The organism is Aeromicrobium sp. P5_D10, assembly GCF_054049535.1.
This window is the reverse complement of the sequence record NZ_JBFUME010000002.1, coordinates 358,557-384,002: the sequence shown is the minus strand read 5'-3', so window position 1 is coordinate 384,002 and position 25,446 is coordinate 358,557. Positions and strand designations below refer to the sequence as shown.

At 64.7% G+C, this 25,446-nt stretch carries 23 protein-coding genes and 1 tRNA gene; 3 read left to right on the top strand and 21 right to left on the bottom strand.

Annotated elements, in window-relative coordinates; translation table 11 throughout:
- Positions 1 to 5: 5 nt before the first annotated feature.
- The 14 genes from ACXJKC_RS03510 to ACXJKC_RS03445 form a co-directional block, all read right to left on the bottom strand.
- Positions 6 to 173, bottom strand: coding sequence for a rubredoxin (locus ACXJKC_RS03510; protein WP_456695285.1), 168 nt, complete (start codon positions 171 to 173; stop codon positions 6 to 8).
- Complete coding sequence (locus tag ACXJKC_RS03505) at positions 170 to 406, bottom strand: rubredoxin (protein ID WP_456695284.1); 237 nt, start codon at positions 404 to 406, stop codon at positions 170 to 172. The genes ACXJKC_RS03510 and ACXJKC_RS03505 overlap by 4 nt, the downstream gene beginning before the upstream one ends.
- The gene (locus ACXJKC_RS03500) at positions 403 to 1,596 is read right to left on the bottom strand and encodes an alkane 1-monooxygenase (protein ID WP_456695283.1); all 1,194 of its coding nucleotides are present in this window, start codon (positions 1,594 to 1,596) and stop codon (positions 403 to 405) included. The genes ACXJKC_RS03505 and ACXJKC_RS03500 overlap by 4 nt, the downstream gene beginning before the upstream one ends.
- A 253-nt stretch (positions 1,597 to 1,849) precedes the next feature.
- Complete coding sequence (locus ACXJKC_RS03495; RefSeq protein ID WP_456695282.1) at positions 1,850 to 2,731, bottom strand: type II secretion system F family protein; 882 nt, start codon at positions 2,729 to 2,731, stop codon at positions 1,850 to 1,852.
- A gap of 1 nt (position 2,732) precedes the next feature.
- Positions 2,733 to 3,671, bottom strand: coding sequence for a type II secretion system F family protein (locus ACXJKC_RS03490; RefSeq protein WP_456695281.1), 939 nt, complete (start codon positions 3,669 to 3,671; stop codon positions 2,733 to 2,735).
- Positions 3,672 to 3,675: 4 nt separating this feature from the next.
- A complete protein-coding gene (locus tag ACXJKC_RS03485; protein WP_456695280.1) occupies positions 3,676 to 5,064 on the bottom strand; it encodes a CpaF family protein in 1,389 nt (462 codons plus the stop codon).
- Positions 5,061 to 6,254 (bottom strand): AAA family ATPase, encoded by a 1,194-nt coding sequence (locus tag ACXJKC_RS03480; protein ID WP_456695279.1) that lies wholly within the window; start codon positions 6,252 to 6,254, stop codon positions 5,061 to 5,063. The genes ACXJKC_RS03485 and ACXJKC_RS03480 overlap by 4 nt, the downstream gene beginning before the upstream one ends.
- A complete protein-coding gene (gene cpaB / locus ACXJKC_RS03475; protein ID WP_456695278.1) occupies positions 6,251 to 6,931 on the bottom strand; it encodes a Flp pilus assembly protein CpaB in 681 nt (226 codons plus the stop codon). Before cpaB ends, ACXJKC_RS03480 begins: the two co-directional genes overlap by 4 nt.
- Before the next feature lie 124 nt (positions 6,932 to 7,055).
- Positions 7,056 to 7,247, bottom strand: coding sequence for a Flp family type IVb pilin (locus ACXJKC_RS03470; RefSeq protein ID WP_456695277.1), 192 nt, complete (start codon positions 7,245 to 7,247; stop codon positions 7,056 to 7,058).
- A gap of 112 nt (positions 7,248 to 7,359) precedes the next feature.
- Positions 7,360 to 8,457: a hypothetical protein gene (locus ACXJKC_RS03465; protein WP_456695276.1), complete on the bottom strand. Its 1,098-nt coding sequence runs from the start codon at positions 8,455 to 8,457 to the stop codon at positions 7,360 to 7,362.
- The gene (locus ACXJKC_RS03460; protein WP_456695275.1) at positions 8,454 to 10,040 is read right to left on the bottom strand and encodes a pilus assembly protein TadG-related protein; all 1,587 of its coding nucleotides are present in this window, start codon (positions 10,038 to 10,040) and stop codon (positions 8,454 to 8,456) included. Before ACXJKC_RS03460 ends, ACXJKC_RS03465 begins: the two co-directional genes overlap by 4 nt.
- Positions 10,040 to 10,468, bottom strand: a complete 429-nt coding sequence (locus ACXJKC_RS03455; protein ID WP_456695274.1) for a TadE family protein — start codon at positions 10,466 to 10,468, stop codon at positions 10,040 to 10,042. Before ACXJKC_RS03455 ends, ACXJKC_RS03460 begins: the two co-directional genes overlap by 1 nt.
- Before the next feature lie 185 nt (positions 10,469 to 10,653).
- A complete protein-coding gene (locus ACXJKC_RS03450) occupies positions 10,654 to 12,531 on the bottom strand; it encodes a hypothetical protein (RefSeq protein ID WP_456695273.1) in 1,878 nt (625 codons plus the stop codon).
- Between the two features lie 35 nt (positions 12,532 to 12,566).
- Positions 12,567 to 13,067, bottom strand: a complete 501-nt coding sequence (locus ACXJKC_RS03445; protein WP_456695272.1) for a hypothetical protein — start codon at positions 13,065 to 13,067, stop codon at positions 12,567 to 12,569.
- 143 nt (positions 13,068 to 13,210) lie between these two features.
- Between ACXJKC_RS03445 and ACXJKC_RS03440 the strand changes: the two genes are divergently transcribed.
- A complete protein-coding gene (locus ACXJKC_RS03440) occupies positions 13,211 to 13,774 on the top strand; it encodes an RNA polymerase sigma factor (RefSeq protein WP_456695271.1) in 564 nt (187 codons plus the stop codon).
- On the top strand, positions 13,771 to 14,742 hold the full coding sequence (locus ACXJKC_RS03435; protein WP_456695270.1) for a DUF4349 domain-containing protein: 972 nt from the start codon (positions 13,771 to 13,773) through the stop codon (positions 14,740 to 14,742). The genes ACXJKC_RS03440 and ACXJKC_RS03435 overlap by 4 nt, the downstream gene beginning before the upstream one ends.
- Before the next feature lie 55 nt (positions 14,743 to 14,797).
- Here the strand turns inward: ACXJKC_RS03435 and ACXJKC_RS03430 are convergent, their stop codons facing one another.
- From ACXJKC_RS03430 to ACXJKC_RS03405, 6 genes are all read right to left on the bottom strand, one after another.
- The gene (locus ACXJKC_RS03430) at positions 14,798 to 21,745 is read right to left on the bottom strand and encodes a DUF5979 domain-containing protein (RefSeq protein WP_456695269.1); all 6,948 of its coding nucleotides are present in this window, start codon (positions 21,743 to 21,745) and stop codon (positions 14,798 to 14,800) included.
- A gap of 161 nt (positions 21,746 to 21,906) precedes the next feature.
- Positions 21,907 to 22,821: a cation diffusion facilitator family transporter gene (locus ACXJKC_RS03425; protein WP_456695268.1), complete on the bottom strand. Its 915-nt coding sequence runs from the start codon at positions 22,819 to 22,821 to the stop codon at positions 21,907 to 21,909.
- Entirely contained in the window at positions 22,821 to 23,486 is a 666-nt protein-coding gene (locus ACXJKC_RS03420) for a cation diffusion facilitator family transporter (RefSeq protein ID WP_456695267.1), read from the bottom strand. Before ACXJKC_RS03420 ends, ACXJKC_RS03425 begins: the two co-directional genes overlap by 1 nt.
- Positions 23,479 to 23,844, bottom strand: coding sequence for an ArsR/SmtB family transcription factor (locus ACXJKC_RS03415; RefSeq protein WP_456695266.1), 366 nt, complete (start codon positions 23,842 to 23,844; stop codon positions 23,479 to 23,481). The genes ACXJKC_RS03420 and ACXJKC_RS03415 overlap by 8 nt, the downstream gene beginning before the upstream one ends.
- A gap of 45 nt (positions 23,845 to 23,889) precedes the next feature.
- A complete protein-coding gene (locus tag ACXJKC_RS03410; RefSeq protein ID WP_456695265.1) occupies positions 23,890 to 24,174 on the bottom strand; it encodes a hypothetical protein in 285 nt (94 codons plus the stop codon).
- Positions 24,175 to 24,299: 125 nt separating this feature from the next.
- Positions 24,300 to 24,656, bottom strand: a complete 357-nt coding sequence (locus ACXJKC_RS03405) for a nuclear transport factor 2 family protein (RefSeq protein ID WP_456695264.1) — start codon at positions 24,654 to 24,656, stop codon at positions 24,300 to 24,302.
- Positions 24,657 to 24,776: 120 nt separating this feature from the next.
- Between ACXJKC_RS03405 and ACXJKC_RS03400 the strand changes: the two genes are divergently transcribed.
- Positions 24,777 to 25,280: a winged helix-turn-helix transcriptional regulator gene (locus tag ACXJKC_RS03400; RefSeq protein ID WP_456695263.1), complete on the top strand. Its 504-nt coding sequence runs from the start codon at positions 24,777 to 24,779 to the stop codon at positions 25,278 to 25,280.
- Positions 25,281 to 25,353: 73 nt separating this feature from the next.
- Here the strand turns inward: ACXJKC_RS03400 and ACXJKC_RS03395 are convergent.
- Positions 25,354 to 25,429 (bottom strand) — tRNA-Ala (locus tag ACXJKC_RS03395).
- Between the last annotated feature and the right edge of the window lie 17 nt (positions 25,430 to 25,446).

Below are 25,446 nucleotides of genomic sequence, written 5' to 3'. Positions count from 1 at the left end.
CAGCATCAGACCAGCTCGACCATGACGAAGTCGGCCTTGGCCGCACCGCAGTCGGGGCACGTCCAGTCGTCCGGAATGTCGTCCCACTTCGTGCCGGGCGGGATGTTCTCCTCTTCCCAGCCCTCGGCCTCGTCGTAGATGAATCCACATTGCAGGCATTCCCAACGCTTCATGACTGTGTGTCCTTCCGTCCCCGCGTCTCTGCGGCGATGATATTGCCGTCCTGGTCATTTTTGACGAACTCCTCGACCGGGACGAAGTCGACCTGCTCGCGTACACCGCAGTCCGGGCAGGTCCAGTCGGGATCGATATCGCTGAACGCTGTGCCGGCTGGCCATCCTTCGCGCGGATTCCCGATCTGCTCGTCGTAGAGGTACTCGCAATTGGGGCAGACGAACCTGCTCATGCGGCAACCTCGGTGTACTTGCGCTGATACTTCTTGGCCGTGCGCGGGTGGACGTTGGCGAGGCTGAGGTCGCCGTCGTAGTGGTCCATGACCTTCTTGTCCATGACCGACCGCCAGATCTGCGGCACCCAGCTCAACACGATCATGCCCGCATATCCCGTGGGCAGGACCGGCGCCTCCTTGAAGTCGCGCAGCGCCTGGTAGCGCCGCGTCGGATTGGCGTGGTGATCGCTGTGCCGTTGCAGGTGGTAGAGCAAGACATTGGTGCCGATGTTGTTGGAGTTCCAGCTGTGGCTGGGCTGCACGCGCTCGTAGCGGCCGGAGTCGAGCTTGCGGCGTTTCATGCCGTAGTGCTCCAGGTAGTTGACCGATTCGAGGAGCCAGATGCCGACGATGCCCTGCAGCACGAGGTACGGCAGGATCTGCCACCCGAAGGCGATCATGAGCCCGCCCCACAGGACGACGGAGAACGCCCAGGCATTGAGTACGTCGTTCTTGAGCGACCAGTGCGACTTCTTCTGCCGGGCGAAGCGCTTCTTCTCCAGGTCCCACGCGCTGACCAGGCTGCCCCACATCGTGCGGGGCATGAACTCCCAGACGGTCTCGCCGAGGCGGCCGCTGGCCGGATCCTCCGGTGTCGCGACCCGGACGTGGTGACCACGGTTGTGCTCGATGAAGAAGTGTCCGTAGAACGTCTGCGCGAGGGCGGCCCGAGCGAACCAGCGTTCGTACTCTTCTTTCTTGTGGCCGAGTTCGTGCGCGGTGTTGATACCGATGCCGGCCACCATGCCGAGGCCGAGGGACAGGCCGATCTTCTGGGCGATGGTCAGCGGATCGTCGATTCCAGGCAGCGTGCCGCCGCCCAAGAGGTAGGCGCCCCAGATCAGGCCGATGACCTGCACCGGCACGAAGGCGTACGTGACCCAGCGGTAGTAGCGGTCCTCCTCGATCGCCTCGATGAGCTCTTCGGGCGGATTCTCGCTGTCACGGCCCACAATCAGGTCGGCGATGGGGATGACCACGAACACGAAGAACGGTCCGAAGTACCACGCCAGGGTCGAATCGGTCAGGACGTACAGCCCCCACATCGAGACCGGGATCAGCGGCACGATCGCGCCGATGAGCCACAGGTAACGCTTCCTGTCACGCCATCGAATGACCGTCCCGTCGACAGTTGCCTCGATCGTCATGCCGTGCCTCCTGGTGGGTCGCTTTACATCAAGGTACTAAATGTAAAGCGACGTGGCAAGGGTCACAGTGCTGCCGCCTCGTCGGTTTCCCATGAGGCCTAGCGTTTCCGCCACGCACCTCGCGTTACAGCGCTTGGGGCGTGACAAGACCCGGAGGCCTCATGGGAAACCAGCAGACACCGGGACGGTTCAGGTACAAGTCAGCCCGGGCCGACGGATGCCGGTCCGGGCTGACTCCCCGAGGGAGCGGGGTCTAGTTGATCGCGTAGGCGTTCACGACAGGCGGGCCCAACACGATGATGAACAGCACGGGAAGTATGCACAGCATCAGCGGCATGAGGATCTTGACCGGAACCTGCTGCGCCCTGGCCTCGGCCCGGCTGCGGCGTGAGATGCGCATCTCCCGCGCTTGAGTACGTACGACAGAAGCGATCGAGACGCCGTACTGCTCGGCCTGCACGATGGCACGTGCGAAGTTGCGCAACTCATCGACAGAAGTCCGTCCCGCCAGCGCGAGATAGGCCTCGCGGCGCGACATGCCGAGCGACACGTCCTGGATGAGACGGATGAACTCCTCGGCCAACGGGCCGGTGCCCTTCTCGGCCGACCGGGTCAGCGCTGATTCGAAGCCGACTCCCGCCTCGATCGAGATGACGATCTGGTCGAGAGTGTCGGGCAGCGCCTTCTGGATCAGTTCCTGCCGCTTGATCGCATAGTTGTAGACCAACAGGTCAGGGACGAAATACCCGAGCACGATCGCCCCGAGACCCACCAGCAGCCACAGGGGGTTGTCGCTCTTGGAGACGATCACCACTGCGAACAGCAGACCGAATGCGGCACCGAGCGGCTTCAGCAAGATGACGCGCTGACGCGACCAGCCTTCGGGACGTCCGGCCAACACCATATTGCGCTCGATCCGATCCAACATCGAGACAGGTGTCAATCTGGCCAGCCAACCCGACTCGCTCCCGGCCGAACTACGCGCACTCCGCGCAGTCTGTTCGACGTTCGACGAGAAGGCCCGCACCCGCTTCTGCATGGCTCCGTTCGGCACCGTGATGAGTCCCATCGCAGCCGACAGGCACACCAATGAGCCAGCAATCAAGGCGATGCCGAGGATCAGATAGGCGGCCATGTCAGAACTCGATCCGCACGACAGAGCGCATCCAGAGACCGCCGAGCACGTAGAGGATGAGGCTCCCGGCGAGCAGCAGTTTGCCCATCCCGGAGCCGATGAAGGCGCCCATGATCTCCTGGCTGACCAGGCCGTAGTAGACGCCGATGACGATGGGAAGAGCCATCAGGATGTACGCCGAGATCCGACCTTCGGCCGACAATGACCGCACCTGCTGACGGATATGACCGCGCTCGCGGATCGTCTCTGCCACCTGCTCGAGGATCTCGTTGAGGTTGCCGCCTGTTTCACGTTGGGACCCGATCGCACCGGCGACCCAGCCGAAATCCTCAGACTCCATCCTCACCGCGACCTGTTCGAGTGCCTCCACGAGATCGCGTCCCAATCTGACCTCGTTGGCGACCCGGGCGAACTCCTCATTGATGGGCGGCGCCGCTTCTTGCGCGACCGCCTCGATCGCGCGGGTGATGCTGTGCCCGGCCCGCAAGGCGGCGGCGATCATCTGCAAGGCCTGCGGCAGCTGATCGGCGAACCTCTTGCGCCGGCGGTCGGCCCGAATGCTCAGCACGGCCTTCCACGCGATCGGGACCAGCAGCGCCAGCAACACCCCGCCCAGTGGTCCGCCGAACAGCAGAAAGCCGCCCGCGAAGGCAACGACCGAGAAACTGAGGATCATCACGACCAGGGAGGCGATCGACGCCCGCACGCCCGCCAACTCGAGTTCGCTGGCCGAGAACGGACGCCAGCCCCGACGGCTCAGAACCGTCTCGACCTGAGCCACGACGCCGTCTGTCACGCGGGTCAGCAATGATCTGTGCTGGGTCACCGACAAGGCGACGAGACGTTCCTTGGGCACCCTTGCCTCAGGCACTCCCGCGACGCCGACGTACAGCAGACCGATCGCTGCGGCGATCAGGAGAAGTCCCAGCAGTAGCAGCATCTCCTCATCCCTGCCGATCGTGGTTGACCAGATTGTCGAAGTCGAACGCGATGCCCATCTCCTCGAAGCGGTCGCTGAACCGCGGACGGATGCCGGTCGGCACCGCCGTGCCCAGGAACCGTCCATGGGCGTCGACGCCGGCAGCGAAGTCGAACAAGAAGACGTCCTGCATGACCATCGTGTCGCCCTCGAGCCCCAACACCTCGGTCACGTGGCTGATACGACGGCTGCCGTCGCGCAGCCGGGAAATGTGGACAACCAGGTCGACCGCGGATGCCGCCTGCTCGCGGATCGCTCGCAACGGCAGATCCATACCCGCCATCAGGACGAGCGTCTCGAGCCGAGCCATCGCATCGCGCGGAGTATTGGCGTGCAGCGTCGAGATCGAGCCGTCGTGGCCGGTGTTCATGGCCTGCAGCATGTCGAGTGCCTCACCGCCGCGGCACTCCCCGATCACGATGCGATCGGGGCGCATTCGAAGGGAGTTGCGGACCAGGTCACGGATCTTGACCTCGCCAGAGCCTTCGATGTTGGGCGGACGGCTCTCCAGACGGACGACGTGCGGCTGTTGCAGGCTGAGTTCGACGGCGTCCTCGATCGTCACGATCCGCTCATTGACCGGGATGAACCTCGACAACACGTTCAGCAGCGTCGTCTTGCCGGTGCCGGTCCCCCCGGTGACCAAGATGTTGAGCCTGGCCTGCACACAGGCGTTCAGCAGATGGGCCATCTGTTCGGTCATGGTGCCGAATGCGACCAGATCGGTCACCGTGAACGGGGTCTTGGAGAACTTGCGGATTGTCAGCGACGAGCCGTCAACCGCCAGCGGCGGGATCACCGCGTTGACGCGTGACCCATCGGCCAGACGGGCGTCGACCAAGGGGGACGACTCGTCGATACGGCGCCCCACCTTGCCGACGATGCGTTCGATGATCCGTCGCAGATGCTCCTCGGAGTTGAACCGGGCAGATGACAGGCTCAGGCGTCCTCGGCGTTCGACGTACACCTTGTCGAAGCGATTGACCATGATCTCGGTGATGGTCTCGTCGTCGAGCATCCGTTGCAACGGTCCGAGCCCGATCGCGTCATCCTCGATATCGCGCAGCAGTCGACGTCGTTCGTCGGCGCTGAGCAATGCCTGATCCGTGGCGATGATCTCGGTCAGCTCACCGCGAACCAGTTCGTGCAACTGGTTCTCGGTCAGGCTGGCATCGCTGATCCGCACCCCGAGCCGGTCGAACAGTTGATCCGATGCCCGCGACTTGATGTCGGCGAATGCATCGCCGACTGCCTCGACGTCCTCTTCCTGGTCGGGAACCAGTTCGGCGTCGATGGCCGACAACGCGTGGTCACGCGCATCGCGCTTGGCCTCCAGCCGGTCGCTGAGCCTCATGCGACGTCCACCCGCCGGTGGCCCTGCTTCTCCTCGGCGGCCCGCGCCCGGTCGTAGATGCGCTTCGACATCGCTTTGATGGTCTTGACGAAGGGTCCGCTCTTGGCGCTCGCCAACAAGGGCACGCCGCGATTGGCCGCAGCCGGCACCTCTTTGGCCCTCGGGATCACGAAGTCGACCGGCATGCCGAGCATCGCTTCGACATCCTTGACCCGCAGGCCGGTCTGCTTGTCGGCGAAGTTGAGCACGACATGACGCGATTCAGGCAACAGCGACAGCTCAGTCAGCAGCTCGATCTCCTTACGGACGCCACGCAGACACGCGACGTCCATCGTCGACATCAGTACGACGTCGTCAGCGCAGTCGAGCGCGGCCAGCGTGGCGTCGTCGAGACCGGCGGCGGTGTCCACCACGACGTAACGGAATTGATCCTGCAGCTGACGGATCAGCTGGGCGACCTGCTCACCTTCGACCTTGTCGTTGGCCGCCGGAGAGTCGGCCCCGCACAAGACGTAGAAACCGGCGGAGTGCACGGTCAGATACGTCTTGAGCAGCAGATTGTCACGCGCGGCTGTTCCGAAAGCATCGGCCAGGGTGTGGATCGGCTTGAGGTCCAGCACCGTCGACAGATCACCGAACTGCAGATCGAGATCCAGGAGCACGACCTCCATCGGTGACAGTTGGGCCAACGCGACGGCCAGATTGCTGGCAACACTCGTCTTGCCGACCCCACCCTTGGGCGACACGACAGCGATTGTGCGGGAGCTGAAGTCGACCGGCGCCTGTTGGACCGGGGCCGCTGCGGCCAGGCGCGCGATGCCCGATCGGGCATCGAGTCGATCACGCAGACCGGCCAGCAGGGCGGGATCGTCGATCGACGGGCCTACATCGCGAATACCTGCCCGCATCGCATCACGCATGATCTCGCGTTCGGCGGCGGCGATCAGCACCATGTCGATGTCGGGACGGACGGCCCTGATCTCATCGGCCATCGCCAGCGAACGCGCCAGGGGCACCGCATCGGTGAAAACGATGGCTTCAGGCAGGGTCGCGGCGTCGAGGCCCCGCAGCAGGCTGGCGCCTTCGACGACAACGGACTCGGCGCCAAGCGCGACCGTCGGGTGACCGATCACGTCCGACATCCGGCGGGCCAGGTCATCGCCGCCTCCCACGATCAGGGCGATGCTCATGGCGCCACATCCGACGGCGTCATGGTCTTGGTGTCCTTGGATTCGGTGTCGGCATTCTGCTTGCTGAGCCAGACCTTGCCGAACTCCATACCGTTGACGAGCGCCTGGGCCTTCGGCGTCGACACCGCAAACGTCAGCAATGGCTCTCCGGCCGTGCCGTCCTCTGCCACTACACCTTGCACCCGCAGCAACAACAGCTGGTTGATCGGGTTGGCGGTCTTCGCGCCGTCTGGATAACTGATGTAGACGCCGACCTTGTCGCCAGCATGCAGGGCGTCGCCGACGATGCGCGCGCCGGCCAGCGGGATCGTGAGCTCCTGCATGCCTTTGGGCAGTGTGATCTCCCCGACCGCCTCATCAGGCTTGACGAATTTCGCAGCGGTGAGCTGATCGCCGGGAACCAAGGGACCGACCGTCACCAGATCGGCGACCTCATCAAGACTCGTCAAGGCGCCCGGCACAACCGCGACCTTGGGGATCTTGACGGCCTCGACCTTGCTCTGGGCGTCGGCGGCCGACGTCAGCGGGTCGATCTGCTCGGTCACCCGCAGGACCGTTGCGAGCTCGACGTTCTCCAACGCCCGATCGTCTGCGTTGTTGACGTAGCTGACGAGCGCCACGATGCCCAGCAACGCCAGGACTATCGCTGCGACGATGGCAGCGAGTTTCTTGTTCACGATCTACTCCCTTAGATGTGAAGCGGTACAGCACGCTCAGGTCATGCAGTTGTGGCGGCGCAGTCTCCCAAATGCGCGGCCGGCCGGTGCTGACGACCCGAGATCGTCGGCACCGGCCTGGACGTCAAGTGAGCTTGCTGTTGATCTTTCCGAATGCCTTATCGATATTCGTACCGAGCAGCGCAACCGCAGCGATAATGATGGCGGCGATCAGGGCCACGAGCAGGCCGTACTCGACGGCGGTCGCGCCCTTGTCGTCCTTGCGACGCTCTTCCAGATTGACGACGTACGACATGATGGATGCCAAAACGAACATGGTTTTCTCCCTCTAGCTGTGCTGCCCGTCGCCGGTCGGCGACGCTCCCTACCGATGAACCTAGGGCATAAAGTCCGCTCGGCCACGATCCGTTCGAGCCATCTTGAACTAGTCACTCCGAGTCAGTTGGAACCACTTCCAGGCGGGAATTCGCCGTCGTTCTGGCAACATCTCCCGCCGGTCGGTTTTCGGGGTCCCGAGAGTCCGCCATGGGTCCCAGGACCCTGGGGACCATCGCGATCCCCGGCAACGCCAGCGCGGCCAACAAGAAGCCCCAGTACGTCGTGTCAGCCCGGCCGACGACCATGAACGCCACTGCGTAAACCGTGAGCGTCAATGCCACCCGAATCGAATACGCCGACTTGCGCGTCCACCATCCCAGGAGAGCGAGCGGAACCACGGCGGCTGAGACCCAGAACGGCAACAACACCAGCATCGAGCGTGATCTGATCATCTCGACGAACAGGGGCCAGCCCTCCGCAGCGAGCCAGCCCGGCGAGGCGCTGTCTCCCGCAGGCACGAGGTCGAGCACCCGCCATATGTGCACCCCATAGAAGATCGCCCAAGCAACGAGCGCGAGCCCCCAGGCAACCACTTCACGGCGGCGGTGATCACGCCAGGCAAGGAACAACATCACCAGCAAGTACGGCACTGCGAGTTCGCGGATCAACGCCGCGGCCAGGCCGGCTACGACACTCGCCAACCACCGCCGACGGGTCCGTAGCGCGATGGACCAGGCGATCAGGACACCTGCCCAAACCTCGTGCAGGAGGACCAGATCCGTCCACGCCATCAGGAGCAGTGACAGTGTCGACAAGGTGCCCGCAGCAGCCCAGCTCGCGAATGACGACATGACCGATCGCAAGCGGACAACCATGACGACCGACGTCACGATCGCAAGCCCGAGCAACAGCACCCGTGCCGCGTCAGGTCCCCCTACGGTGTCGACGACCCAAGCCAGGGTCGGTTCGCGCACCGTCATGACAGGCCGGGTCGGGTAGCCGAGCCGGGACTGGTGTTCCGCCACCGCCGCGTAGTAGCCCGTCCCCTGCCCCATCTGTTGGCCGATCGCGGCATAGAGCCGAAGATCCGCATCCGCAGGTCCGTGACGCTGGCCGCTTGTCTCTGGAGCGCCCGCGGCGATTCCCCACACGACCAGACCGATCATCAGCGCGACGACCGCACGCGACGACCAGGCGAAGCGGCTCATCCGTTCAATTGAGGCGAGTTGCAGCTCGGCATACCCGCAGCGCTGACTTCGGCCCCACCCAGTCTGATGCCGACCAGATCCAATACCGGCGACAAGAGAGTCGCCAAGGTGCTGTCGAGGGCGGCCAGAATCGGCGTCAGCACCCCGCTCAACACCGTATCCAAGACCCCGCTGAGCAGACCCAACAGGTCAGGGGTCAGCGTCACTTTCGGGTCCAGACTCGACAGACCAAGACTGGTCAGACCACCCGTCATGGCTGCCTTCGGCAGGACAGTCGAAGGCGGAGCTGCGAACTGCAGTGTGATCGGCTGCGGACCGCGGGGCGCAACGGAACTCGGTCCGACCTGAACGTCGAGCTTGGCCGTAGTAAGCAGCAGACTGAGTTTGGCCGTCAGCCCGACATCGACGGCCGCGACCCCCGACGACGTGTCGACCACGAGCTTCGGTCCGGCACCGGCGACGTTGCAACGGATCGACGACAGTGTGCCCACCGCATCCGCGACAGTGACGCCGACATGCAGTTTGGCGTTCGCCAGGCCGGTCAGCACTTTCAGCACATCTCCGTCGAGCGCGAGCCTGATCTGCGCCGAATGCGCGGTGGCCTTGCCGGGACGACCGCATGCGATCTTGGGCGGCTCGATGATCGTCGACACGATCCCGAGTGTCGCGAGCCCCGGCAGGTTGATCGTGACCCCCGGGATCGCCACAGCGTGCCCCTTACCGGCGATGAAGAGAGCGGCGGTGATCAGATCCAAGGCGTTGACTCCGAGACCCAACGCCGAGTTGTCGCCGGATTCAAGTCCCAGAATGTCGCCGACCTTCATGGGCGGTAGACCGCTCAGTTCGAGTGCCAGAGCGTTCAGGGCGGTGACGGCTGCGGTGTTCGAGCTACCGATCGCCGTCGCGGCCGCCTTGACGAAAGTCAGCAGGCTGACGTTGAGATTGGTCAGTTCTGCCGGTGTGCCGACGCCCAATGCGGTGGCCAGGCCGAGCAGCGGCACTGTCGCCGAATCGATCGCGGCAATTCCTCCAGAGCCGATCACGGTCAGATCGACCCCGGCCACATCGAGCGCCCGCAGCAACGGCGACTGAGCGCTGTTGAGGGCCGCAGCATACCCACCGATCACGAAGCACGCCTGTGCGTCGACGGTCGCTATCGCCGACCGCGCCGTCTGGCCGCTGCCGCTGACGAAGGTGAACTCAACGCTGGTCCCGGCAGTGACTCTGACTGCTGTGGGCACTTCAGAAGGTCCCACAACCGAGAACACACCCGTCGCGGCGTCGACCTTGCCCAGCTCCGGCGTTGCCACCGGAGCCGAGCCGACCGACGTCTTGTTACGGGCCACGCTTCGATTGCGGGCCTGCAGCCAGGCAGGATCCGCCTCGATCGTCGATCGGGTGCGGCCCTCCATCTGCCGCGCCAGGTCGAGAGCCACAACATCGGCGATCGCCTGCATATCGCTGCGGGCGACCCGCTTGATGCCGAGGTCTACCGCGAACGCCGTGAACGTCAGGACGACGACAACCAGGAAGACCGTCAGCGGCAGAATCGAGCCGCGTTCGTCACGGGACTTCGCCGGCATCAGCCGACCTCGACAACCGACGTGTAGGTGAGCTGCTCAGGCAACGAGAATCCCAGACCGGGGAAGTTCGGGATCAGCGGATTGGCACGGTACTGGTGCGTCACCGTGACGGTCGCGCACCGGCGGGTCACGTCATTCGGACATGCAGTTGCCGGCGGCACTGCGCACGTACCCACCGGGGTGCTGCCCTTGCGCAGCTGCCCCGAGACACAGGTGATGCCGTAGCCGCCGAGGGCATTGTTGATCGCCGCAGTCGCCTTGGTCGTCCGCACCCCATCGGTCATGCCGGGCGGTGCCACGGCTGCGGCCCGGGCACCTTCGGCCGCTGCTTGGCTGACGGCCTGACGAAAACTCAGCATGTAGCCGTAGCTGATGACGCCGAACACGAGGGCCAAGAAGATCGGCAGAACGAGGGCGAACTCGACCATTGCCGCACCGCGATCTGACCGGTGGTTTCGGCGTTTTCTGCCCCGCGAACGGTTGTCGGATCTCACAACTTCTCCCTATAGCTGCGAAACCTGCACGAGCGTCTCCCGGGCCCGTGCAGTGCTCCTCCTCGACCGCTCAGCCTGACACCCGAACGGCTCCCCCTGCCGGGAACCTACCACCTGATTCAGTCAGCGAGGGTCCAAATTGCGGTTTCACTGGGACAGCGGCCGCGGGCTCGGTCGAGCAAACCTTGGTCGCGGCTGAGCACTGTGACGGGCCGATTCGACGTCGCCAACAGCTCGCACAAGTCGGCCGGCTCTCGTAGGTCAAGCCGTTGGACGTTACGGCGCGACATCGTGCTGCCGTCGCTACGCGCGAGTTCGACGGTCCACTCGTTGACCCATCCTTCGGCAACTGTGTCCGGTAAGTAGCGTGCCAACAGCACCGGACGATCCGGCTCCGAATGCGCGAACAACACCGGCGCGGCGGCTGACAGGTAACCCAGGTCATCGGCCAACGTTCCATGCGCGCCATCCACGATGGTCAGGACCGGCAACACCATCGCGACTCCCCCACCCCTCGCCACGAGCGGCGAGGCGCTCGGCGGCGCAATGAGCATCACGACGATGGCGATTCCCACGATCACCGCCGGAGCAGCCAACCGGTCACGCCCACGGCGCAGGTCGAGACTGACCGCCTGAGCGACCAGCCGAGCCGCGATCACGATTGCCGGCACGCAGAGGACCCAGGTGTACTTCTGCGGGTAGTAGCCCCACAACGTGGCATCGCTCCCCATGCGTTGACTCAGCAACACGGCGAGACCGACCAGCGCCGCGAAACCGAACACGAAACTGCCTGTGCGACTCCACATATCGCCGGTCGATCGCGAGGTCACCCACGCGAGCGCCAGAAGGACCATCAGGACGAGTGCCGGGGCAAAGGCAGCGAACTCGAAGAAGCCACCTTCGGCGCTCAACCCCGCCTCGTCGGACGTACTGACACCAGGTGCTGTCACCCACCCCGCGTAGGCGGCCGAAGCAGCCATGACTGCGAACCAGGCCGTGGCACCGGCACCACGTAAAGCCAGATGTTCGCTTCGATAGCGCCAGATGATCCAAGCACCCCATCCCATGGGCACCACAGCCAGCACAGCCCAGGCTGCCAGGAGCGCGACGGCCGCCGGCATCAGTAGCGCTGATGCCAAAACCGGAGATTGTGGTGCCGCCGACCAGATCAGCCAGGCCGCCAGCAGGACGACCATCGATACCAGGGCGTTGGTGAATCCGAAGCGCAGGGCGAAGCCGCTGATGAACCAGGTCCACGGCAATGCGCCGATCCCGATCGCGACTGCCGCGCGGATGTACCTGTGCTTCGGCGGCACCGCCGTCGCCACGATGACCGAGGCCAGAATGCCCAGCCACACGAGCATCAGCACGATGACCAGGGCTTGCCGTCCGACGTCGAATTGCAGCAGATCCTGGGGGGCGACCGATCCCCGTCCAGGCGCCGTCGCAATGGCCAGGACCTCATTGGCCAGTGGATCCCGGTTGCCGCTGCTGGCGAGCAGCCCACCATCGGCCAAGATCTGACGGGTGCCGGTCAGGTGATAGATGCCGTCATTCCACATCGCCCACGAGACGCCTGCGTTGCGGGCGTGTCCGACGATCGCGAACAGCGCCACGCCCAGCGCGACGATCGCCGTCGCCGATGCCAGCCATTTGTCGTCATGATCCGGAAGCCGCGGCCCACCGCTCCACCACAGCGCAGCTGCTGCTCCGGCGCCCAATGCCACGAACAACACGACGAGACCCGTCGTCACCGGGACGCCCAAGCGCGGAAGCACCGCCATCGCCCCGGCCAATGCCGCCGCCGACACGACAGTTGCCGCACCCATTGCCCCGGACCAGGAGAGCCGGACCGCGAAGGCCGCGATCAACAATCCGGCGGTCACCGCCGGCAGAAGCCACGGCACACCCAGGCCGAAGAGGACCGCGCCGGTGACCAAGGCGACTGCCGAAAACGCTCCGACCCGCGACGGCGAACTCGGAGGCGACGGAAGCACAACGCAAGATAGCAACTCCGCCGGGTCACCGACTCTCAGGACTCGCGAAGCCCGTCGAAACGCTCCAGTGACACCAGGACCAGCTCATCTGCCGAGATACACGTCTGCAGCACGACATCTCCCTCAGGGAGGTCTTTAACCTTCGTGACTCCGCGGGGTGCCAGTTCGATCCCGGTCACGATGTACGTGTCGGCCGCGACTCCGTCACCGTCCAGTTTCACCGCATCGCCCGTCGCGAGTTGAGGGATCCAGTCCTCGCCGCCGCAGTAGTCGTGCTCGGCGACCAGCACAGGCCGATCGCCGCGCAACTGAACCGCCACAGGTCCCCGGCACTGGTCGATCAGATCGGTCGACTGTTTCAATGTCGAGGCCGCGAACATCGTGCGGGAGAACTTGGCCGGCGGCGGTGGTACAGGTGTTTCGATCGTCGGACTGGGTCGCGGCACGGACGCCGGCACGTCGGACGGCGCGGAGGGCGCGGCCGAACAGCCGGCGAGCAGGCCGAGTACGGCTGCGGCCACTGCGAGTCGTTTCACGACACCTCCCGACGCTCTGCCCCTCAATCATCCACGATCGAGAAATTTCCTGCGCGAACCGTGAGACGGTGAGCGCGGAACGGACATCTGTAGTCAAAGACGTCTTGCACCACCGCACAGATCGGAGTCGACTGGTGACACCTATGTCGATCGCCCCGGACCAACCCGGCGGGGACCGTGATCTGCTGGCCCGTGCCGCAGCCGGCGACCGCAGCGCTTTCGGGCAGTTGTACGACCGGCATGTCCGTCCCGTGTACTGGCAGGCGTACGGCGTCGTCGGTGACGACCGCGAGGCCGAAGATGTGACTCAGGATGCGTTCATCACGATGTGGCGACGGATCGGAACCATCACACTGGTCGATGAATCCGTGCTGCCTTGGCTGCTCGTGACTGCCCGCTACACGGCTCTCAACGCTCGCCGCAGCGGACATCGACGGCGCAGCAGCGAACTGGCTCCCGACCTCGATACTGGCCACACGGTCGAGGACGAAGTCGAAGCCAGTCAGGTCCGCGCCGAGATCGACAAAGCCATCGCCTCACTCAGCACCCTCGATCGACAACTCTACGAACTGTGCGTCGACGGCGAACACACCTATGAGATGGCCGCCCGTGAGCTCGGGGTGACCCACGCTGTGGTCCGCAACCGCATCTCACGACTCCGCACCCGGCTTCGCGCCGATCTTCGTTCCATGAGGGAGACATCATGAGCACACCTACCCTGCACGACGAGCGGATCCAGGCCATGCGGGCCGGCGTCATGCTCGCGGTCGACCACGACATCTCGCGACGCGGACGCCGCGCCCGGCGCACAGTGGGGATCGCAGCTGCCAGTGTCGTGGTGATCGGCTTCGGTGCCATCGGTGTCCGGGCGCTCGACGTCACGTCGACCACCTCCGCCGATTCCGGAGGCTCTTCAGCTGAGATCCAGTCCGATATGCCGAGCTCCGCGGGCGATGCGGGTGACGAGAGCTCCAGCGGCTCTGACGTCGGTGCGTTGCGTTCGGACGAGAAGGCCGACGCAGACCGTCAGGTCATCACGACCGGGTCGATCTCGGTGACCGTGACCCAGCCCCGCCAGAGCGCGGCCAAGCTGAGTGCCTACGTCGAGAGTCTGGGTGGACGCGTCGACAACCGCAATGAGAACGGCACCGGAGACACCACCGGCGCCTCCCTGCAGGTCCGGGTACCCGCGACCAAGGTCTCGGCGATGATCGAGCGGCTCAAGACGTACGGCACGGTCGACGACGTGTCGCTGCAGAACGAGGACGTCACCACGGTGTCACGGGATCTCGATGCGCGCATCGGCGCCCTGAAGATCTCGGTCGAGCGGCTCGAGGCGATCTTGGCCAAGGCGACAACGAGTCGTGAAGTGATCTCCGCAGAGGGTGCGCTGACCAAGCGCCAGGAGCAGCTGGAGAGCCTGCAGTCGCAGAAGCGGTCACTGGCCGGTCAGGTGGAATTGTCGACCGTCTCGGTCGATTTCAACCAGAAGGCGAGCGTCGACTCAGTCGAGCCCGGCGGATTCACCGGCGGCCTTCGCGACGGGTGGAACGGCCTGGTCTCGACGGTCAACAATGTCGTCGAGCTGGTCGGCATTCTCCTGCCGTGGCTCGCCATCGCCGCGCTGCTTGCAGGCCTCGCCCGGCTCATCGCCCGACGCAAACACTGGAACTGAACTGAACCGAGATCTGGCGAGTTTGGCTCGCCAGATCTCGGTTCGGAGGCGGTGACTAGGCCTTGCGACTCCGTCGCACCGCTGCGGTTCCGGCACCGATCAGGGCCAGTGCCGCCAACAGCGTCCAGAGGCTGGCCGATGCGCCGGTGCCCGGCAAGATGCCATTCTCCTCGCCGTCGTCGCCCACTCCCGCATCGGACTTGAACCGGTTGGTGATCGTCACGACCGCTTGGTCCGGACCATCGGTGGCCGACAGATCGACCGTGATGTTCTCGCCCTTGACCTTGTGGGTCTTGCCCTTGACCTCGGAGACGATCGTCGTCTCGTCGGCGCCCTTGGCATCGGTCTCGGTCACCTCACACTCCGTGCTGGACGGAAGCTCGGTGAAGCCGGCCCGGTAGCCATTGGCCTTGGACAGCTTGCGCGTGTCGCCTCCCGGTACGTCGAGCGCGACCCGTTGGCCGTCGACGAGCCAGGTACAGACCGCTGCGACCTCGAACGGCCCCTTGGCGCCGTCGACCGTCGTGTCACCCGTGACCTTCTTCACCACGTCGAATGACGTCAGGTCGAAGGTGTTGGTCGCGGTCAGCGTCACATCGCAGTCACGATCGGCACGCGCGGGCGTAGCCGACGCACGGTCGGCGGGCTCCGGTTCGGTCTCACAGGCCAGCACGACGACGCCATCGGCCGGTTCCAGCGTCGTGGTCGTCGCACCTGCCGCCTTGGTCTCCTTCATGGCGCAGCTGGTGCCTGCCGGGAAGGGACCGAGGGTCTTGGTGCTGCCGCCCAGGATCTCGAACTCGCCCTCGAACGGAGTCTGGCCGTGGTACTCGCACTTGACCGCGAACGTGAACGGCTTCGTGCCGTACAGCGCAGCTCCCGCACCGTCGACAACCTTGCCCAGGGTGACAGTCGCCGCGTCATACGCGTTGGTGAACACGATCGCGGCCGGATCGACGCCGGGCGTGACGGTCGCCTCGCCAGCGCCGTTGTCGACCACATTGTCACCCGTCACGAAGATGTCATCTGCGAAGAACTTGTCGGTCTCCGTCACGGCACACGAAGCGCCCACCGGAATCCGGTCGGCCGGCGCGGTCCACGTCTCGCCGTCCTCGAGCGTGAACTCGAGCTCGGTGACATCGCCGTCGAACAGCACGTCGTCGCCCATGGCCGTCTCGCACTTGACCCCGAACGTGAACGGCCCGAACTCGGCGCCGCCGGCTTCGGTCTCGACCTTCTTGGTGACCGAAAGGCCCGTGTACTGGTAGTCATTGCTGATCTCAGCCAGCGAGCCCTCGGGCAGCGGCTGGCCCGGTGCGACCGGCGTCGTGATGTCGACGGTGGACGGCGAACCGGAACGCGAAGTCTCGCCGTACTCGCCGAGGTCTCCTTGCTCAGTCGCGACACATGACGTGCCGTCCTGGCTCAACGGAATACCGTCGATCCGGACGGAGTAGTCATTGCCCTCGGTCAGTTCGACCGTCGAATCATCGCCCATGTCGAGTGTGACGTCGCCGGCGGTACAGACCAGATCGACCTTGAACGACTTCGGCGCGTACTGCTTCGCCGGGCCGGTGATGTTCTTGACCAACTGCATCGCTCCGAACTGGAGGTGGACACCCACCTTGCTCGGTGCGATCGTGCGGAACACCGAGGCGCCGGTGTACTTGAACTTGACGCCGTACTGGTTCCACGCCAGCTGGTCGATGGCCGGCACCTGGTCGGATGCGCCGCTGGCATCGCTGTCGGTCTTGGCCTTGTTGACCGTCGAGAAATTGACGTCGGCCGCTTCGCCCGGTGCCAGGTGTCCCTTGGCGCTGGTGCGGAAATCGAGATGCACCCGGACACCGGTGACCTTCGACCAGTCGGTCGAACCGTCTACTGCGTTCCAGACCTCAGAGCTCTGTTCGCAGACCGGCTGGGTGGCCAGATCGTCCCAGGTTCCGACGCAGACATCGGCGCTGGTCGTCACTTCGACGACCTTTGTCGTGCCGGCCGGAGCCGTGACCTGCAGCGAATCGGCGACCATCTGGGGACGGTATTCCGAACCTCGCGAACCGCCGGAGACGAGTGCCTTGTCGCCGGCGACCGGAAGCTGGTCGAAGATCGTCATCTCGTCGATCGTGACGGTACCGGAGTTGACGTTGTGCAGGACCCAGTCGTCCGTGCCGTCCAGCTGGCTGTTGGCAACACACGGCGAACGGTAGAAGTTGCCTCCCGTTGCGGCCAGCGTCGGCAAGCAGATCGCGGAAGGAGCACCGGGGCGGTAAGCGCCTTCGACTGATCCGCGGACGCCCTTGAGGGTGTACAGGTTCGAGCCGGTCACGGCACCGATGTAGTCGGTGGTGCCGCACGTGTGCTTGTCAGCTGCCCAATCGCCCGTCAGGTTTCCACCCGACTCGGTGTTGCGACAACCCACGAGTTCTTGCGCTGTCTGCACCGTCATGGTGTTGGTGGCCCGCTGCCCCGCACCGAGACCGGGCTGCAGTTCGAGGAAGAGCCGGATCTTGAACGTCTCCCCCGGCTTCATCTTCTGACCGTCCTCGGGCCAGTTGAACGTCAGCGTCTTGCCATCAGGGCTCGACGAGAGCGACACGTCTTCGGACAGCAGTCCGCCCGACTCGGCGGTGTACTCCGGTGCCGGATCGCCGTTGTAGGCGAGTTCGGCCGGCAGCACGTCAGTCAGTTTGTCGACCGTCAGAAAGCCCGTGCCGACGTTCTTGAACGTCAGATCGAATGGCACCGTCTCACCTGCGGAGGTGGTCCGTACTCCCTCGTTGGTGAGCTTGTGCACCGCGATCTCGTGGGTTCCCAGGCCCAGGTCGATCTTGGCGGTCGCATCCTTCTCGGCCGAGTCGTTGCCGTCCGGTCGGGTCGACTGCGAGGTCTGCGTGTTCTCGACCGAGTGATCGAACGTCACCGGCTCGCCCGAATCGCGGTAGGTGTCACGCAATTGCACCGTGAAGGCCCCTGATCCGGTCCAGTTCGGGGCCGGGATCGTCTGCGAGAACAGTGCGCCGTCAGCACGGGTGAACGTGAAGCGGATGCCCTGGACGTCGGCGTTGTCGACGTCGGCCGGCAAGGCAGCGGTCGCGGCGGCCGTACCGGTCACCCACGCTGTCCCGTCGTAGACGTCGACCTGGACGCGGTCGGCACCAGCCGGAAGGGTCACAGCACCGAGGCCGGTGAACTCGAACTCATTCCAGAATTCGGCCGAATCGGCCTGATCCTCGATCGTGACCTTGGCCGGCGACAAGGAGCTACGCGGATCCGAGCCCTGGTTGGCGCCGAGGGTCACCGTCACCGGGACGTCGGGAGCCGGCTCGGTGATGAGTCCGGGTGAGACCTGCTTGGTGGGCGTCACGTTGACGACGCCACCGGTCAGCGTCACGATCGCATCGTCGACATCGCTGGTTCCTTCAGTGATGCCTTCGGCCAGGACCGGATCGTACGACTGGACGAAGACGCGGTTGGGCACATCGAGCGTCTGGCCGGCCCGCAGCACCTGATCGGCGCCCGTGCTGCGCACCGTGGCGCGCAGCCTCGACTCGACCGTGATCGTCAAGTTGTTGTCCTGCGTGATGGTTCCGCCCGAAGCGGCCGGATCGGTGTCCTGGAAGGTCACCGAGAAGCCGACCACATCAGACAGTGCGCTCGCCGAGAGCGCGTTCGCAGCGGTCACGGTGTGCGATGTCGTCGTGTACACGCCGCCGTTGAAATGCAGCAGCCACACCTTCGAAGCGGCCGGATCGATCTGACCGCTCTTGCTCGCGGCGATCGTGATCTTGGTGGCATCGAAACGCTCGAACGGATTCGCGACGTCGGTGTTGCTCAGATAGTTCGCTGCCGTGTCGAAGGGGTCTGCCACGGCGCCTGCAGCGGTGCCTGCGCTCGTGCAGTCGCCGAGCGATGTGTCGGTGCACGTCGCAGGATCGGTCAGCCGGACGTACGAGGCCTTCGCCGTCGAGTTGTTGTGGCCGACGATCGACCACGTCGCCGTCGGATAGTCCTCGGTCGGAGTGCCGACCGGCGGCGTGAACACGTCACTGGTCGGGTTGACCGACTTCGCCACCTTGGCCGCCGGCTTCTGGTCGATGATCAGGATCGTGTCGTTGTCGACGTCCTCGACTTCGACTCCGCCAGTCAGCGGCTTGCCGCTCAGTGACGTGGTGTTGTCGACCTCTCCCGCACTCGCGGTGTTGTAGGTGGCCTTTCCGGTCACGAAGCGACCGTCCGAGCGGGCCTTGTCGCGCAGCTGCCAGGTGAGTCCGAAGCGGCGGTCGGTGCTTCCTGCACCGACGCCGGAGTCGGGCTCCGGAGCGAACGGGTCGAAGGCGCTGCCATCCTGCTGCGCCGCCTCACGCGCCGCGGTATCGCTTGCAGTCTCCTGCAGTACGACCCGCATGCCCTGGGTGTCGGCGCGTTCGGTGCCGGTCAGCTCGTAGCCCTTGAAGCCGCGATCGGACGTCATCCAGCTGCCGCCGGGCGCGGGCACCGAGTGCCAGGATCCGCCGTGGAAGAGCTGGACATCGGTCACCGTGTCGTACTTGAGGTACCAGCCCGTGGAGTAGGGCGTGTTCGAGGCCGAGATCGGCTTGATGCCGATCAGGTCGAAGGCATCGAAGACCGTGTCGGCGGGATTGGCGAATCCGCTGGCCGGATCGCTGATCGTGACCGGCGAGAAGCCTTCGCTGACCCGCCAGTCGAGGTTCGTGCTCGCCTGGTCGTTGGACTGAGCGTCGACGTTGTCCTCGACCCAGTGCTTCTCGATGCCGAGCGGGCCGGGCGCACCCGGCAGAGTCTCGATCGTGCCGACACCGGTGTCGGTGTCCTCACCCTCAAGCGGAGTGCCGCCGGCGGTCTCGCCCTCACCGGTCACGGTGGCGGTGTTGGTGTACTGCGTCGGCTGATTGGTTCCGGGGGTGACCGCTCCGCCATCGCGCAGATCGCCACGCGCCTCGAACACGATATTGGGGGTGACCGAGGTATCCGACGCGAAGCCGTCCTCGTTGTGGAAACTGAATCGGATTCCCACGACGTCGTCTCTGGTCAGTCCCAGTCCCGTCAGCGCGGAGGTGACTTGGGCCTCTGTCATCTTGAAGATCGTGGTGCTCGGGTCAGGGCTGTGGACCGTGAGCGTGTGCCACGTTCCATCGGTGCCCTTGACCTCGACGGTCAACTCGGTGTCGGCCGGAACCTGGGTCGAGGCGATCGACTTCAGGTCGAAGGCATTCCAGAATTCGTGGTCACCGTTGGCGCGGGCGTCTTCGACCACGATGTCGTGGAGGACCGCGCCATCGCCGGTCGCGCTCGCATTGGCGTCCAGCGACGAGATGACCGTTTCACCTGGCTGGACAGCCGACGACGGACGCACGGTCTTCTCGAGCGTCGCTTCGATGCTGGGGTCGACGATGCGCAAGGTGTCATTGGCCGAATCGTCGGCTTTCAGCCCATTGGATGACTCGACGTCGGTGTCGACCGTGTTGGTCAACGTGACATCGGGTTCGTTGCCGGTCGCCGTCTCGCTGGTCGCGATATCGAACTTGACCGTCGCGGTCTCGTCTGCGGCGATCGTGTTACCGGTCCAGGTGATCTCGAATCCGGAGATGTTGCCGCTGGGATCCGCAGGCTTGTTGCCCTCGGTGAATGACACGTCTTCGGCTCCACCGCCGAGCAGGTGATACTTCACGGTGGCCGCGGTTGCACCGGCAGGCCACGTCGGTGCCGATGAGAATCCGTCGAAGGTGACATCGGCGGTGAAGAAGTCGAGGTCGGCGACCGTCATCGACTTGACCGGAATCCCACCGTTGGTTCCGGTGATCGTCGCGGTGGCTGACTGGCCCGCCGTGATGCTGCCGGGCGTGATGTCCTTGGCCGCCTCGACGGTGGGGATCGCCGGATTGACCGTGAAGCTGGCCGAATCGTCGTCAGTGGCCGAATCCTGGCCCTCGAGGGCGGCCGTGCCGGTCGCGACGTTGTCGACCTTGTGCACCGCGGTCGACAGATCACTGTCGTCATTGCGATGGGTCGCCCGCTGCTCGACGTCGAGGTCGAGCGAGATCTTCTGGCCCGGCTCGATGTCGCCGGCGCACGTGACCCGGATTCCTCCGACGTCACCCGCGCTGACACCGCTGGGCAGTGCCAGGGTCGTCGGAGTCGCCGTTTCGGTTCCAGCCACCCAGTTCCAGCTACCGCCGGAGTAGACGTAGGCAGAGACCTTGACGTTCTCGCAGCCCGCAGGCAGCGTCACATCGCCGAAGCCTGCGAAGTCGGTGATCGTGTAGGGGTTGCTCGAGTCGAGGTTCGCGGCACCGTTGGGGGCGTTCTTGGGCTCCTGGATGGTCAGGCTGTCGACGGAAACATTCGACGTGTTGCCGATCTCCAGTCCGATCGTCGACTCAGCACCGGGATTAAAGCTCTGACTCGACGGCGACCAGCTCTTGTCAACGGCGGCGCCCATCTTGATCGCCGACTCGATGTTGATCGTGGCAGCACTCGTCTTGGTGTTGGCATTGGACGCCGACACCGACGCGGTGTTGACGATGTCGCCGCTGTTGCCCGGTGGGTAGTTCTCGGGCACCTTCAGCGAGATCTGAATCGTGTAGGTCGTACCGGCTTGGAGGCCGACGCCGGCCGGATCATCCGTGACCTGTTTGAGATCGACGGTCAGCTTCGTGTCGGCCGTGACGGTCGCCGGAGGCGTCGACGTACCGCCGGGGGCCCACGTCACATCGCGCGGGACGCTCGTGGCGTTCGGGCTCAACGTCACACCCGTGATGGGGAAGCCGATCAGATCATCGGGAAGCTCGTCGACGACCTGGGTGTCGAGGCAGTCGTCCTCGGAGCAGCGCACCTGAATCGAATAGGTGAACACCTCGCCGGGTGCCGGCTTCGCGACATCGACGCTCTTGTCGATCTGCAGTGAATTCGGCGCAGCAGAAGCCGGCGTCCCTTGCAGGACCGGCAGCGACAGCACGCTCAACAGTCCTGCCATCAGGATCATCAACCAACGTCGGGAGGTCCCAGAACGTCCAAAACGGCCAAACTTGCTCTGATGCTGTCGATTCACCCAGGAATTCTATCGGCGCAGGGTGTCACCAACTTCCACTTTCGCGGCAGTGCGACGATAAACACACTGATCCGAGATAAAGATAATTCCCAGCACTACCAGTCAATCTCGTGACATTCATGGGCAGCGGTGTGTTCGACCTGCAGAGTCGCGTGCTCGATCTCATAGCCGCTCTTCAACGTCGCACGAGCGTCGTCGAGGATCCGCTGGAAGTTATCGGATTCGCTGGCGACGAGATGCGCGGTCGCGACGTTCATCCCGGAGGTGAGGACCCAGACGTGCAGATCGTGCACGTTCTTGACACCTGGGATGGCTGCGAGGTCGTCGGCGACCCGGTCGATCTCCATGCCATCGGGTACGTGCTGCCCGAGGACCGCGAGGACCTGGCGACCGAGGATCACGGCGCGCACAGAGACGAACGCTCCGATGGCCAGCGCGACTGCGGTATCCCACCACGCTTGGCCGGTCGTGGCGATGAGGATTCCGGCGATGACGACGCCCACGGAACCGGCGGTGTCGGCAACGACCTCGAAGTAGGCGCCCTTGACGTTCAGGCTTTCCTGAGCGCCGCTTCTGAGCAGGAGCATCACGACGATGTTCATGAGCAGACCGATACCGCCGACGATGACCATGGGTCCGGACGAGACTTCGGGGTCGCTTCCGATCCGGCTGATGGCTTCGACGACGACGTACGCGGAAACGCCCAGCATCAGCAACACCGTGAACCCGGAGGCGAACACCTCGGCGCGGTAGGAGCCGAACGTCCGCCTGCCGGTTTTGTCCTTGCGGGTGGCGATCTTGGTCGCGGCGAGTGCCGCGCCGAGCGCGACCACGTCGGCCGCCATGTGACCCGCGTCGGAGATCAGTGCCAACGAGTCGGCGAGCAGTCCGTAAACGAGTTCGACGACAAAGAAGGCGGCGATGAGGCCGAACGAAATCATGAGCCTGCGGCGGTACCGTCCGCCCGCGTGTCCGGCCGGTGCCGGCGGATGGCTGTGTCCTGCGCCCATCAGAGTTTCCCTTCTAATGAGTCTGACGACTCGATTGAACAACTGGATTGGGTGCCTGCACAGCAACCGTCGCCTCGCCACGCTTCGAGACCTTCGCGTGCGGCGACCCCGGCGATGATCAGGCCGGCGACGGGGTCGGCCCAAGACCAACCGAGGGTCGCGTTCAGGAGCAGACCGATCAACAGAACCGCTGACAGGTAGGTGCAGAGCAGAGTCTGGGTGCCGTCGGCGTAGACGGCGTTGGATCCCAATGCCTTGCCGGTGCGTCGTTGGGCATAGGAGATGAACGGCATCACGATCAGCGACACGGCCGCCAGCCCGATTCCGACGGTCGAGGCATCAGGTTCTGAGCCGAAGATCAGCGCTCGGAGCGATTCGAATCCGACGTAGGCGGCCAGCGCGAAGAATGAGAAGGCCAGGAGCCGCAAGGCCTGGCGCTCGCGGGATTCGGGGATGCGGTGCGAGAACTGCCACAGGATGATCAGGCCGCTGGAGACTTCGACGACGGAATCGAGGCCGAATCCGACCAACGCCACCGAGCCCGCAACCAGCCCGGCGGTGATCGCGATGATCGCTTCGATGACGTTGTAGGTCACCGACAATCCGGCGAGCAGTTGGGCACGCCTGCCCAGTCGCACTTTCGTGGCGACGTCCAGGTCAGTCATGTGACGACATCCCGTGGTCGGGGCAGAGCGTGACCGCGAATCCGGTGAGTTCCAGGAGCTGTTCAGCTGCCGAGAGGAGCGCCGTGGTCGCCTCGGGATGCGTGACGCTGAAGACCGACGCGCGACCTTGGGGGCGGGATGTGACCAAACCGCAGTCCTTGAGGCAGGCCAGGTGTTTGGAGACCGTCGATTGCGCCAGGCCGAGGTGCTCGGTGAGTTCGACGACGCGGTGCTCGCCGAGCAGCAGGTGCTGGAGGATCACCAGGCGGGCACGATCGCTGAAACCGTGGAACAGGCAAGCGGCGGCGGTCAACGAGGCTTCGGCCTGGGTATCGTCTTGCGCGACTATCATCGTCATATGGCGATGATAGTCATCGGAAGCGCTATCGCGCAACCAGCAGCGTCAGTCCTCGTCCTCGGAGTTGGCCGACTTGAGCCCGGCGCGGATCACCAGGATCAGGCCGGCCATCGTGACGATGGAGAAGCCGACGATCGTCAGGGCATCGACGGCCGTCGTGGAACTACCGGACGACGGCGCCTTCTGGGGTCCGGTCGTGGGCGTCGGTGTAGGTGTAGGTGTTGCCGTCCCAGAGGACGCCGTCAGCGAGGTGTGCGCCATCGCGGCCGACGGTGCTACCAAGGCAACGAGGCACACGATCGCGCCGAACAGGATGGGCAGGCGTCTCATGACAGTCCTCCTTGCGAGTTGCGCAGAGCGCATGACTACTACGTGGAGTAGTAAATCAGATCGGCTCACCCTTGCTCCGACACCTTCCACCTCGGGGACGGCCTGCTTACGCGACCTCTCTGCGGTCAGACTTCGATCGCCAACCGCTTGATGAGTCCGGCGTGGAGTTCGAACTGGTAGCGGAGGGTGACGGTGCCGCCAGGGAAATTCCCGTCCACTCGGATCTGCACGACCACGTGATTTTCGTCGGCGACCCGCTGACCGATGCGGGTGCTGGTGTAGGTGTACTCGGTCGCGGATGTCTCGATCCAGACGCTGATCGCATCGATGCCCTCGTAGGTGTTCCCGTCGTCGAGGACGGTCGCATCGGGCGCGAAGACCGCCGCGGCGTCGGCGTGGCGGTTCTCGTCATGGGCGTCCAGGTAGGCGAGTACGGGGGCCGGGAGCGCCGCGCGGGTGTAGTCGGTGAAGGTGTCGGTCATGGAGTTCTCCGTTTCGTCAGTTACTTCTATTTTCGCAGTCGCTACGGCTGCTAGATTAGCAGTCACGGTCGGCGTCGTCGAATACCGACACCTCGACCGCCCGTCCGAAGGAGGAACCAAGTGTCTGCGCATGTCCGAGCCGAAGACCGCGAGTGCCCCCTGTCGACAGCGATGTCGTACGTCGGCGAGTGGTGGACGATCCTGATCCTGCACGACTGCTTCGACGGGTACACCCGCTTCGATCAGTTCGAGGCCAACATCGGCTTGTCCTCAAGCATGCTCACGACCCGGCTCAAGACTTTGGTCGACAACGGCATCCTCGCCAAACGCGCCTACCAAGAGCGACCGGTCCGGTATGAGTACGTGCTCACCGACTTCGGTCGCTCGCTGCGGCCGATCCTGGTGGCGATGGCCGCGTGGAGGAACGAGCAGCTCGCTCCGTCCGAGCGTGCGATGGTGCTCGTCGATACGGCGACCGGACGCGAGGTGGAACCGGAGACGATCGATCCCGTCACAGGGGTGTCGGTATCCGACCCGCGTTTCGCGTTCCGCGCCGGACCAGCAGCAGGCGAGCTGATGCGGGCACGCTACGCCTTGCCGCAACAGCCACCGTCATCGACCTGACTATCGGCGGAACCAGCAAAGGAGCCCCGGCCGATGGCCCGGACTCCTCTGGATGTCACATATCTCGACTTACTGGTGGAGCATAGGAGATTCGAACTCCTGACCTCTTCGATGCGAACGAAGCGCGCTACCAACTGCGCCAATGCCCCATGCGCTCAACCTGCGA